This is a genomic window from uncultured Planktosalinus sp. (assembly GCF_963973675.1).
In the GTDB taxonomy this organism is placed as follows: Bacteria; Bacteroidota; Bacteroidia; order Flavobacteriales; family Flavobacteriaceae; genus Planktosalinus.
This window is the reverse complement of the sequence record NZ_CAXBAN010000025.1, coordinates 1-12,458: the sequence shown is the minus strand read 5'-3', so window position 1 is coordinate 12,458 and position 12,458 is coordinate 1. Positions and strand designations below refer to the sequence as shown.

Annotated in this window: 11 protein-coding genes; 2 read left to right on the top strand and 9 right to left on the bottom strand. The window is 34.0% G+C overall.

Translation table 11 applies throughout. The features are described from left to right. Positions 1 to 1,312 (top strand): phenylacetate--CoA ligase family protein (locus tag AACY61_RS01980; protein WP_339609689.1); only part of this gene is annotated, 1,312 nt, incomplete at its 5' end. Then, positions 1,305 to 2,477 carry a glycosyltransferase family 4 protein gene (locus tag AACY61_RS01975; protein ID WP_339609686.1) on the top strand — a complete coding sequence of 391 codons (1,173 nt, stop codon included), beginning with the start codon at positions 1,305 to 1,307 and terminating at the stop codon, positions 2,475 to 2,477. The genes AACY61_RS01980 and AACY61_RS01975, both read left to right, overlap by 8 nt. On the opposite strand, the gene AACY61_RS01970 is transcribed toward AACY61_RS01975, so the two are convergent. The 9 genes from AACY61_RS01970 to AACY61_RS01930 all read right to left on the bottom strand — a co-directional run. Beyond that, positions 2,474 to 3,829 carry an undecaprenyl-phosphate glucose phosphotransferase gene (locus tag AACY61_RS01970; RefSeq protein WP_339609684.1) on the bottom strand — a complete coding sequence of 452 codons (1,356 nt, stop codon included), beginning with the start codon at positions 3,827 to 3,829 and terminating at the stop codon, positions 2,474 to 2,476. The two genes, AACY61_RS01975 and AACY61_RS01970, sit on opposite strands and share 4 nt — an antisense overlap. Further along, positions 3,830 to 4,819 (bottom strand): UDP-glucuronic acid decarboxylase family protein, encoded by a 990-nt coding sequence (locus AACY61_RS01965; RefSeq protein WP_339609682.1) that lies wholly within the window; start codon positions 4,817 to 4,819, stop codon positions 3,830 to 3,832. Continuing rightward, positions 4,819 to 6,117, bottom strand: a complete 1,299-nt coding sequence (locus tag AACY61_RS01960) for a UDP-glucose/GDP-mannose dehydrogenase family protein (protein WP_339609680.1) — start codon at positions 6,115 to 6,117, stop codon at positions 4,819 to 4,821. The genes AACY61_RS01965 and AACY61_RS01960 overlap by 1 nt, the downstream gene beginning before the upstream one ends. A gap of 132 nt (positions 6,118 to 6,249) precedes the next feature. Then, positions 6,250 to 6,996, bottom strand: a complete 747-nt coding sequence (locus AACY61_RS01955) for a WecB/TagA/CpsF family glycosyltransferase (RefSeq protein WP_339609678.1) — start codon at positions 6,994 to 6,996, stop codon at positions 6,250 to 6,252. 65 nt (positions 6,997 to 7,061) lie between these two features. Then, complete coding sequence (locus tag AACY61_RS01950) at positions 7,062 to 7,895, bottom strand: hypothetical protein (protein WP_339609676.1); 834 nt, start codon at positions 7,893 to 7,895, stop codon at positions 7,062 to 7,064. Positions 7,896 to 8,209: 314 nt separating this feature from the next. Beyond that, positions 8,210 to 9,292 carry a glycosyltransferase family 4 protein gene (locus AACY61_RS01945; protein WP_339609674.1) on the bottom strand — a complete coding sequence of 361 codons (1,083 nt, stop codon included), beginning with the start codon at positions 9,290 to 9,292 and terminating at the stop codon, positions 8,210 to 8,212. Further along, positions 9,279 to 10,451 carry a hypothetical protein gene (locus AACY61_RS01940; RefSeq protein WP_339609672.1) on the bottom strand — a complete coding sequence of 391 codons (1,173 nt, stop codon included), beginning with the start codon at positions 10,449 to 10,451 and terminating at the stop codon, positions 9,279 to 9,281. The genes AACY61_RS01945 and AACY61_RS01940 overlap by 14 nt, the downstream gene beginning before the upstream one ends. 35 nt (positions 10,452 to 10,486) lie before the next feature. Further along, positions 10,487 to 11,185 carry a LamG-like jellyroll fold domain-containing protein gene (locus AACY61_RS01935; protein ID WP_339609670.1) on the bottom strand — a complete coding sequence of 233 codons (699 nt, stop codon included), beginning with the start codon at positions 11,183 to 11,185 and terminating at the stop codon, positions 10,487 to 10,489. Positions 11,186 to 11,244: 59 nt separating this feature from the next. Further along, positions 11,245 to 12,458, bottom strand: a 1,214-nt coding sequence (locus AACY61_RS01930) for an O-antigen ligase family protein (protein WP_339609669.1), incomplete at its 5' end; no start/stop codon positions are given.

The following is a 12,458-nucleotide window of genomic DNA, read 5'->3' as shown; positions in this document are numbered from 1 at the left end:
GAATTTATTTGATTTCACATTGCGTTTAAAAGGATTTCCTATCAGGGAAGCAAGAAGCCATTTAAATGATATTCAACAGCTTTCTGATGATGCCTTTTTAGAATATATTGAAAAGCATAAGCAAAAAATTATTCAATACCATAGTCAGAACAACAGTTTTTATGCGGAGTTAACTAAAGGGGTTAACACTGAAAACTGGCTTTCAATTCCAGTATTAAAAAAATCTGATTTACAACAGCCACTTGTAAAAAGACTTTCTAACGAGTTTTCTAAAAAGAATGTCTACATCAATAAAACATCGGGGTCTGGTGGACATCCTTTTATTTTTGCTAAAGACAAGTTTTGCCACGCGCTTACTTGGGCAGTTATTCAAAACAGGTTTGCCTGGCACGGAATTGATTTGAAAAAATCGTTTCAGGCACGTTTCTATGGCATCCCATTAAATTTTGTAGGCTATCAAAAGGAACGTTTCAAAGACTTGTTGAGCAACAGGTACCGGTTTCCCATTTTTGACCTTTCTGAAGAAATGTTGGAGCAGTTTTATCAAAAGTTCACTAAAATGTCTTTTGAATATATCAATGGGTATACAAGTTCAATAGTATTGTTTGCAAAACACCTTCAACATAAAAATGTAATATTGAAGGATGTTTGTCCCTCCTTAAAAGTGTGTATGGTCACTTCAGAAATGTTGTTTGAACGTGATAAAAAACTGCTAGAATACTGGCTAGGAGTACCCATCGTCAATGAATATGGAGCCTCAGAACTGGATTTGATTGCATATACTGACGCTCAAAATGATTTTGTCGTAAATGCTGAAACCTTGTTTGTTGAAATTCTCGACGAAAACAATCACCCAGTTGCGTTGGGAGAACAAGGGCGTATAGTTATCACTTCGCTATACAACAAAGCACATCCTTTTATAAGGTATGATATTGGAGACTGGGGGAGTTTTTCTAAAGCCGGCACGGCCCGAAAACCAATTTTAAAGTCACTAATTGGCAGAACAAACGATATAGCGATTTTGCCTAACGGAAAAAAAGTGCCCGGACTCACATTTTATTACGTCACCAAAAAAATTATTGAAGAAGAAAGCAACGTCACTGAGTTTGTTGTGGTACAAATTAAAAAGAATTCTTTCGAGATTAAATACACGTCTCGGATTCCCCTAAATGACAAGGAAGAAAAAGCAATCAGAAAAGCACTTGAGACCTACATTGGCAGCGGTTTAAATCTCAATATTAAGCGCGTGGAGATTCTGAAAAGAAACCGAAGAGGAAAATTGAAACAATTTACAACTTTAGTTAATGAATAAAAGACTAACCGTTATCACTAATTATTTTCCACCTGAAAGTGGTGCTGCTTCAAACCGCATAGCTTCTATGGTAGATGCTTTTTCTAAAAATGGATATGAGGTGACCGTTATTTGCCCGTTACCCAGTTATCCTCTCGGCAAAATATTTGAGTCATTCCGCGGAAAGCTATTTTACAAAGAAAACCAGGGGACTTTAACTATTTATAGGCTTTGGCATATTCCAAGTAATTCATCTTCAAAAATTAAACGTCTTTTATCAATGTTTAGCTTTAGCTTTAGCTTATTTTGGTTTTTGATTTTTAAACGGCTATCTGCCGTTGTTTTTGTTCAAATGTCACCTATTTTTGTTGGTTTTACTTCGGTTTTACTCTTGCGCTTAAAGAGAAAAAAAATAATACTTAATGTTTCAGATTTATGGCCGCTTGCGGGCCTTGAAATGGGCTTGTTAAAACAAGGGCTTTATTACAATATACTGGAATCAATTGAAAAATTTTGTTACAAAAACTCCAGTTTAATAATGGGACAGTCAGAAGAAATTTTGATACATATAAAAACCTTGTTTCAAACAAAAAAAATATTTTTATATAGAAATTTGCCTCCATTACATTCTGAGTTGCAAAAACCTGTTAAAAAGCCTTCAAATGAAACAAAAATAGTTTATGCAGGCTTATTGGGGGTTGCACAGGGAGTTGCGGGTCTTATTGAAAATTTAAAGCTGCCCGAAGGTACTTCTATCTCTATTTATGGAGAAGGCCCAGAAGCTCAAAAAATTTCACAAATTGCCAAGACCCATCCAAAAATACATTATTGTGGTGTGTTGAAAAAAAGCAAGTTAGACCTTGAGCTAACTGAATATGATATAGCTTTGATCCCTTTAGTTAAAAGAATTTATGGCTCTGTTCCTTCAAAAATATTTGAATTGAGTCGTTTGGGTGTTCCTGTAGTTTATTTCTCAGATGGTGAAGGAGCCAATATAGTTGAAACCTTAGGGCTTGGGTTTGTAATAAAGCATCATTATAGGTCAGAATTTGAGCAACTGCTTAATGACCTACAACAAGGAAAACATTTGCTTCCAGATGCTGCTAAAATTAAAAAAACTGCTAAAACCCATTTTGACTTTAATAAACAGTTTCAGAAGCTCTTAAAAGAAATTGAAAGTTATTAATAGGCTTTTTCCTCACCTCTAAGTGCATTAAATATTGTTTGAAAAACAATTTTAAGATCGAGGAGCAATGACCAATTTTCCAGATAGAAAATATCGAGACGCACACGGTTGATAATATCATCGTCTGTTTCTACTTCGCCCCGGTAGCCACTCACTTGTGCCAAACCTGTAATTCCGGGTTTGATAAAATGTCTCACCATAAACTTATCGATGCGTTCTGCATACATATGTGTATGGCTAACCATGTGAGGTCGGGGTCCCACTACAGACATATCTCCTTTTAAAACATTGATGAATTGCGGTAATTCGTCAATACTGGTTTTTCGTAAAAATCTGCCCATACGTGTAATTCTTTGATCCCCTTTTGTTACCTGATATAAATCAGCTACCGGATTAGGTTTCATTGATCTGAATTTATAGCAAAAAAACTCTTCATAGTCGAGGCCGTTTCTTTTTTGTTTAAAAAACACCGGACCTTTTGAATCTAATTTAATTAAAATTGCTAAAATGGGTGTTAACCAAGATAAAAGACCCACTATTACCATCACAGAAACAATTATATCATAAACGCGCTTGATAAATAGATTAAAAGGTTCCTGAATAGGTATCTTTCTTAAAGAGAGTATCGGCAAATAACCATAATAATCAAACTCTAGCTTTTTTGTATAAATTTCTTTATTGTCTGGTAGAAACTTGAGAATTTTCAGGTTATTGTCGGCAAAATCAATGAGCATTAAAATTTCTTTGTTTGTCAGCTCTGCAACTGAGCTATAAATTTCGTCTACTTCATTTTTTTGTATGTATTCAAAACAGTCTTCTATTTCAACTTTGTTATTTCCTCTAAGGTCAAATGATTTTTGCAATTGATAGCCATACTCAGGGTTATCTTTAAAAAATTTTTCGAGTTGTTCAGTTTTTTTGTTTTTCCCTATGATGATAGTATTTCTATAATTACCCCCTAACAGTGTTCTGTATTTTTTTAGAAGGTAATAGATGGTAAGCTTAAAAACTGTAATTAGTAAAAAGGAGTATAGTACATATTTAATTACGGTATTGTAATGAATACTCATTTCATTGTAAAAGCCAAAAAAGGCAAATACTACCAATATAAAAAGTACCATTTGTTTGCCTATCAGAGACAAGATTTTAACTAACTGTGTGTAGCGGTAGATTTCATAAAAGTTGGATTTGAGTGACATAAAAATCCAAACAGCAGAAATAAAAATGATATAATTAAAATTGGTTTGTTGATTAAAAAAAAGAATGTATGCCAAGACCTGAATCACCACGAGGTCAATGGCATATGAAATGGGTCTTAAAAGCCCTGAATATCTTCCTCTTTTAAATAGCATTTATTTTCTGATGTGCTTTGAAAAATCTTTGTGCTCACTTTTTTCAAGCTCTTCTTTAGTGAGTCCTTTAAAATAGTTATAAGTCATTTCCATTCCTTCTTTTCTGGAAACTATGGGTTCCCATCTTAGGATTTCTCTTGCCTTGCTAATTTCGGGCTGTCTTTGCATGGGGTCATCTTGAGGTAGGGGTTTAAATATTATTTTTTGATTGGTTCCGGTGAGGTTGATGATTTCATTAGCAAATTCGAGAATGGTGATTTCTTCAGGGTTTCCAAGGTTTACAGGATCTGAATAATCACTCATCAAAAGTCTGAATAAGCCTTCTATCTGATCGTCTACAAAGCAAAAAGAACGCGTTTGGCTACCGTCACCAAAAACTGTTAAGTCCTCGCCCCGCAGGGCCTGACCAATAAATGCCGGAATCACTCTTCCGTCATTCAATCGCATTCGGGGACCATAGGTGTTAAATATCCGGGCGATTCTGGTTTCAAGTCCGTGAAAGCGATGGTATGCCATCGTGATTGATTCCTGAAATCGTTTTGCTTCATCATAAACCCCTCTGGGACCTATTGTGTTTACATTGCCATAATAATTTTCAGATTGTGGATGTACTTCAGGGTCTCCATAGACTTCTGAGGTAGATGCTATGAGTATTCTTGCATTTTTTTCTTTTGCGAGACCTAATAAATTATGTGTGCCTAAAGAACCCACTTTAAGTGTTTGAATGGGAATTTTTAAATAATCAATGGGACTCGCAGGTGACGCAAAATGAAGTATATAGTCTAATTTTCCCGGCACATATACAAATGTAGTGACGTCATGGTGGTGAAATTCAAATTTGGGATGTTTGAAAAGGTGTTCAATGTTTTTTAAGTCACCGGTAATAAGGTTATCCATGCCAATAACAAAGAAACCTTCTTTAATAAATCTATCGCATAAATGAGACCCTAAAAATCCTGCGGCACCAGTAATTAAAATACGTTTATTCATTATCGACCGATTGAAAAATAATTAAACCCCATTTCTACCATTTCATTTACTTCATACAAATTTCTACCGTCAAAAATCACCTTGTTTGTAAGTTGCTTTTTAATCTTTTCAAAGTCGGGAGTTCTAAAAATACTCCACTCTGTACAAATTACTAGAGCATCAGCATTTTCGACTGCTTTATACATAGATGCAGCATATTCAATTTGGTTGCCTAGTTTTCTTTCTACATTTGTCATCGCTTCGGGGTCAAAAGCTATAACAGATGCCCCTTTTTGGAGAAGGGCATCAATAATATCGAGCGCCGGTGCTTCTCTTATATCGTCTGTTTCTGGTTTGAATGACAAACCCCAAAGGGCTATTTTTTTTCCTGTGAGTTGGTTATTAAAATAACTTTCAATTTTTGGAATTAGTACCGTTTTCTGATGCTTGTTGATATCAATTACTGCGCTTAAAATTTTAAACTCGTGGTTTTCGTCTTTCCCTGACTTGTGAAGTGCTTTTACATCTTTAGGAAAGCAAGAGCCTCCATACCCAATTCCCGGAAAAAGAAACCGCTTTCCTATTCTGGAGTCTGTCCCCATCCCGATGCGCACTTTGTCCACATCTGCACCAACGAGTTCGCAATAGTTTGCGATTTCGTTCATAAAGGTAATTTTTGTGGCTAGAAATGAGTTAGCGGCATATTTTGTAAGCTCTGCAGATCGCTCGTCCATAATGATGATGGGATTTCCTGATCGCACAAAAGGACTGTATAATTTTTTCATCAAAGTCGTTGCGCGTTCACTACTCGAACCCACAACAATTCTTTCAGGTTTCATAAAATCATCTACGGCAAAACCTTCTCTTAGAAATTCAGGGTTTGAGACCACATCAAATTCACTTTTTGCGTGTTTGGCAATGGTTGCTTTTACCTTGTCTGAAGTTCCTACAGGAACAGTGCTTTTATCTACAATCACTTTATAAGAAATGATTTTTTTGCCAATTTCGTCAGCAACACCCAGTACATATTGCAAGTCTGCTGAACCGTCTTCGTCTTCGGGTGTAGGAAGGGCCAGGAAAACAATTTCTCCGTGAGCAAGTCCTTCATCAAGTGAAGTGGTAAAGCTCAATCTTCCGGCTTTGATATTACGGTCAAAAAGGACATCAAGGTGGGGTTCATAAATGGGAACCTCGCCGTTTTTCATACGTTCAACTTTACTTGCATCTATGTCAACACACACCACTTCGTTTCCTGTTTCTGCCAGGCAGGTGCCTGTTACCAGGCCCACGTATCCAGTTCCTATTACTGCTATTTTCATATTCATATACCCGAGCAAGCGGGTATCTTGTTATTTAAAATTCCCGATTTTCTTTTAAAGTTTACAAAACAAGCCGCTTGCGCTATGAACCACATTGGGCAAGATGAAATTTTTAGATAAAAATCGGAATAATCAGTTTTTATTTTTGAATTTTTCTTTCAGCACCAAAAATAAGAATTTTGTATTGCCCACGAGGTATCTTTTCCACATTCTTTTGGGCTCTTGTAGAAAGCGATAGAACCATTCCATGCCTATTTTTTGCATCCATAGGGGGGCGCGTTTGGTTTTACCGGCAAAGACGTCAAAGCTGCCGCCTACGCCCATGATGAAGTTTACATTGGAAAGTGCTGCTTTATGTTTATGAAGAAAATTTTCTTTTTTGGGTGAAGTGATGGCTACAAAGAGCATATGAGCACCTGAGTTTACGATGTCATTCACAATATCACATTCTTTCTCTTCAGAAAAATAGCCGTTTCTGTAACCTGCAATTATGGAGGGATTGTATTTTTCTTTGTAAATATTGACCAATTTGGAAACAATTTCTTCTTTTGCACCAAGCAGGTAAATTTTATAGTTTTTCTTGTATGCCAGTTCCACCAAGCTTGCCATTAAGTCAATCCCTGCTACCCGCTCCTTTAGGGGCACACCCAGAAACTTTGATGCCCAGACAACAGCCTGCCCGTCTGCGTTGATGATATCAGCGCTGTTGACGCTTTCACGAAGTTCATCGTCTTTTTGAAGTGTTACCAGTTTCCCTGCATTCACTACCGTATGATGCAGTTGTTTGTTTTCTTCTATAGCCTGCACCACCAATGCAAGTGTATCCTGCATGGAAAGGTTGTGAATATTGGTTTTTAATAAACTGATTTTAGGGCTCATGGAGCAAAGTCAAAGTTGGGGCAAAAGTAGTTTTTAAAATGGATATAAAAAACAACCAATTTAAATTATTCAGAGGTTTCTAGGCTTTTTTCATGAAAAATTAATTTCAAAACAACTAAAAAAATTGCAACAAACGAATACACAAAAAAATTGCCTGCCAACAGAACAATAAAAGCAAAGAAGGAAAGAAAGACCCATCCGGTTGAATCTATTTTGCGCGGTATAAATAGCCTTAAAAACGCAAATAAATAAAAAGCTCCGCCGAAAATACCCCAAAAGAAAAACACATCTACGATGTCCATTTGAGAACGCATGTCATAATCAATCACACCACCAAACAAATAATTAACCCAACTCCAGCTTTCTTGAATAAAAGGCAGGGTTCTTTCCAGAAACAACTGATCTCTGTAAGACAATAAGGCTGAAAGCAAGCCATCACTTTGCCTGATTGAATTAAACATTCCATATTGGAAAAAGAAATAATAAGCTAGTAACAACCCTGTTAATATTGCTGCGACAAGCAAAGTTCTTTTAAATGGAATTTTTGAAACAACAACAATATATGCTATGGCAAAACCCATAGAGAGATAGACCGCTTTTGTTCCAATAAAAATACAGGAAATAAAAATGAGAATAAACTTCCAGTTTTTAATCACTCTTTCCTTATATCTAAGTAAAAAATAGAACATAGTAATGATGTATCCATAACTTCCATTGGAAACTGCAGCAAACATTCCATTGTATCCAAATCTATTCCCTTGGTAGGTGTTAAAAAGTTTTATTGACAAAAGGACGCCTATCAAAAGTAAAATTGAGTTAACGACCATTACCCATTCAAAGGTTTTAAAAAACCCTGAAGTAAGTTCATAGTTTTGAATCCTGTTGTTAATAAAAGCCAAAAGTAAAATTGGAAATAAAAATTTGAAAAAAGTTAATAGTGCATTCCTAGAAAAAGTGGTCTCCAAAAATATCTGTCCAATTGAAAAAACGATACACATTACCAAGGCAATCAGAATAAATTTATAGTCCTTAACTGCAATTTGAAAGAACAAAAACCCTATCAAAACCGCAGCTTTTATGTATTGTGAAAAAGAAAATTCCGGAAAAAAATAATAGGTTAGTTTATCTGAAACTTCTAGCCCCCAAAAGAGCAAAAACAGTGTAATTAAACTGATCGTTAAATGATTTTTTTTGATATGTGAATCATAAAATGTCAATACAGGTACTTTTCTATTATTTCGCTTGCAGTTTCAAAATTAAAATCTTTTATATGCTCAGAAGCGGTCATCATTTTTTTAACTTTTTGAGGACTTTCTATCAACACCTTCATTTTAGCTGCTAAGTCGTTTTCGTTTTTAGTTTCAAAAAACAGTTTATTATCAAAAGGGTCAAGTATATTTTTATTTTCCTGAATATCACTTGAAATGATAGCCATTTTAGCAGCTATTGCTTCTTTAAGTACAATCGGCGAGTTTTCAAAATAAGAAGGAAATATAAAAACAGCACATTTTTTAAACAACTCATTCTTTTCATACCCCGTTTTTGAGCCATAAAAAATGAAATTTTCAATACTGTGTTTTTCTATTAGGGAAATTATTTTTTGCTCAAAAGTTTCATTTTCAAACTCTCCTAAAACATGAATTTTTAAACTTTTGAACTCATTTTTATGCAGTGCTAAAGCTTTTACTAAAGTGTAAAACCCTTTTTTTTCAGATAATCTACCCACATAAAGAAAATCATTTGATTTTTGCTCAATATCGTTTTCAAATTCTTTATAGTCAATAAAGTTTTCAAGCACAACAAGCTTTTCGGGTTTTATATATTGCGCATAAAATTTTTTATGATAGTTTTCTGAAAGCACAAATATCACATCACCAAGAGAAAGAATCTTTGTGAAAAGCTTAAGCTTTATGCCGTTTAAAAAGAAGTCACCTTCTGTTTTAGCATGTAAATGGATGACAAGTTTTTTTGTGGTTGTTTTTAGAAAAAGAATTAGTAATGCTTCTCTTATAAATGATATATTAGGCACAACAAAAATATTGCTGACATCAATCTTATTTTTTGCAATAAATTTTAGAACACCAAAAATATTACTTAAAAAATGAGACAACTCTTTAAGTCCCTTTTTTTTATACAAATCAGCCCTGTCGCCACCTTTTGAAGTATTGTAGTTTAAAATAGTATAATTTGGATGATTTTGTTTGACAATATGCTGAACTCTTATGTTTGCAAGTGCCACTCCTCCAACGGGAGGAGGAAGAGGACCAATAAAAGCAATAGTTTTACTCATTTTCATTGATATAACTTTTATTATGGGTGTAAATAAAAGCAAAGACCATAAAAAATAAATATGCTGCTTGTGGTCTAACTGCAAAACCATTACTGAGAAGTGATGTTAGCAAGTACCCAATAACTAAGGTGGCAAGTATTATTGAAATTCTTTTAGAAAGAAAAAGAAGCGTTAACAAAAGAAAGGTAAAAACAATCATAAATGGAATTCCATTTTCAACTATGTAAGTTAAAAAGTCATTATGTGAGCCTTTTTCTTCCCACCACCACTCACTGGTTTTAATTAAATCTGAACCCCACCCTCTTCCTAAAAGATAATCTTTGAATCCATAGTCTTCCAAAATATCAAACTTTTCCTCATACATTGTTAACCTTCCTGAGGAAAAGCGGTTCCAATCAAAATCTCTTAAATATACAAGTGCCAACCCAAAAACAAATGGAATAAATAAAAGTATTTTTGCATAGAGGTATCTAAAAAACCCGGAAGTGAGGTAAAGCATAACAACTATAAATAAGAAATAGAACACAATTACTGTTCTCACATTGTACCCTACAATTAAAAAAAGAAAAGAGACTAACATAAAAGAATACATTAACCATTTTTTATTTTTCAACATATAAGAAACACCAACAAAAAGTGCCGCCAAGACATAGTTGTGTGTGTGTAAGCCGCTAAAAAAGACAGGCCACCTAAAAGAGCCTCTGTTGAATGTTGGGTTAAATAAAAGCAGTGCAACGATAGATAAAAATGCACAAATTACAACGAAAGCTATCAGCTCTTTTTTGATGCTTTTACCTGTTAATTTTGTATGAACCACCAACACACAAAAAAAATAAATAGGAGTACTTATCTTTAGTGCATATTTTAATGAATCTATTAGTGCATTTGAAGTATAATACGCTGTAAATAAATTCAGCACATACAAAATAAATGTAATGAGAATAGGAATCAACAGTATTCCTACTTTTCTAAAATATACTGTTAAGTAGATAAACATTAAAGGAATTAAAAGGTACTCTACATATTCTGTAGTGTTTACAGGCATTCCTAACGGATTGTATTTTTCATGGTTGGGGGTAAAATGTCTGGTCCACCAGGCTAACTCTTCATTCAAATAAGAAAACAACAGTTTAATTACAAGCAAACTGAGAATGCCGTAAAACATCAAGGATTCAAATGTTATTTTCTTATTTAAATTCACTATTGCTTAAAATTAAACTTCTTTAGCTCAAAAGCCTTGTTAAACTCAGAAATAGCCTCGTGGCTTTCCACGCTTAAGGAGTATATTTCATTTACATTCAGCGTTCTATTAAAGAGGGTTAAGTTTCTAATATTCCCAATTAAAGGGTTTCTGAATTCATTCTCATAACGCTCTGTTCCAAGATAAATTTGGTGGAAACTGATGTTTCCATCATTAATATTATCAAATTGCTGGTACAATTCTGCGTTGATATATATTTGAACTTTTTGCGGTGTGTAATTTACTGAAAGAAAATAGAACTTACCCGGCTCAAGAATAAATGAATCATAATAAGTTTTACTCCTGCCCTTTGAGTAATCATATTCATTTGCCCATAAATGGTTGCCATTTAAAACAGCTGTTATTCTTCTTCCGGCAATCCACATATTAAAGCGCTTTCTGGAGTCTGTAGTGTCTTTTATTGAAAATATCATTTGAGGAATTCTGGCATCTTCACCTTCAAATTTCAACCACATGCTGATGTTTTTTGAAGCTGATTGATTAAGGTTTAGTGAGTCCAATAAAATATATCCTGAACCATCATTGACATTAAATTCTGCTCCTTTCTCTGAAAACTGCACATCACCCTCAAAATTTCCTGATGGATTTATCAACTCATATTCCAGTGCTCTGTTAGAAACATCGACAACCTTTCTCATTTTTTTCTCTCCACAAGAGCTAAAAACAAGAATTATCAAAAAAAAATTAAAAACATTTCTCATTCTAATTTTTGAAATTTAATGTTCCACGAAAGTATACATATTATAAGAACTCCATAATACATAACACCCCAAGATCTCACTAAAATTGATTCTGTGATCATTGCAATCAGAAAACAACCACATAAGTACATTAGTAAAACCGAATGTTGTCGAAGGGTGCTTTTAATTAAGTAAAACACCATTAAAATAAATAATATTGCACCCACTAAACCATACGAGCTTAAATATTCCACAAATTGGTTATGTGCGTTATAGCCTTCATTGTAGGCCTCGCTGTCAAGATTAATTAAATATTGCTCTTTTCTAAATTCTTCAGCAGCGGCTGTGCCCGGTCCTACTATTGGAAATTGCTTAAAAACTTCAACTGAGGCTTGCCAGCGAGAAAAACGATTGTCTTTTTTACTAAATATGGTTTCTTCTTCAAATATATTTACTCCATAAATAAAGCGGTCTCTTAAAAAGTTTTTTTCAGTATTGTAAATATAGATTGTAAGCGCGCTAATTACTAGAAAAAAAATAAGCAAAAGCAGATAGTTTTTGCTTTTTACCAAAAAGATAAATCCAAAAAACAAATAACAAAATATGGCGTTCCTTGCCATTAGATTAAATAAAAAAATGGTCAAAACAATAAAAAGAACCCATAGAAATGGCTTTGATAGTTTCCTTTGTGTATCATAAAAACTATAAACAATAAACCCTAAAGCAGCATTTATAAACAATGCTAAGTATGGAGTATGAATTCCCAGTTTTTCTGCCAAATTGTGATAGGCAAATTCTTGTGTAAACAAAACAGATATGGGCAGTTTAAGTTTAACTATTTCTATTAATGAAAGTCCCCAACTTAATCCGGCAGACAATAAACACCCAAAGACCAGAAACCAAAATGCAGGTTTTATCTTATCTGAAAACCAAGTATTATGATAAACAGCATAGTAAACAAAAAAAAGTAACGGCGCTATTTTTCCTATCATTTTTAAAGCCCCTGATGGATTTGAAGAATAAATGCTCCCCAACAAAGTGAGTAAAAAAGGAACGCTTAATATTAAAAATAATTGAAGTTTCTTTTTAAAGGTTTTTTTGAGTATCAATTTTTGATTTAGCAATAAATAAAAGCCAAAGGCAATCAAAAAAACCGTGGCAAAGAGGTTATTCAAAAACAAACTCAGCGGGAAGGTTGCTAACATAAAATAGAAACTCCATTTTGAAATTT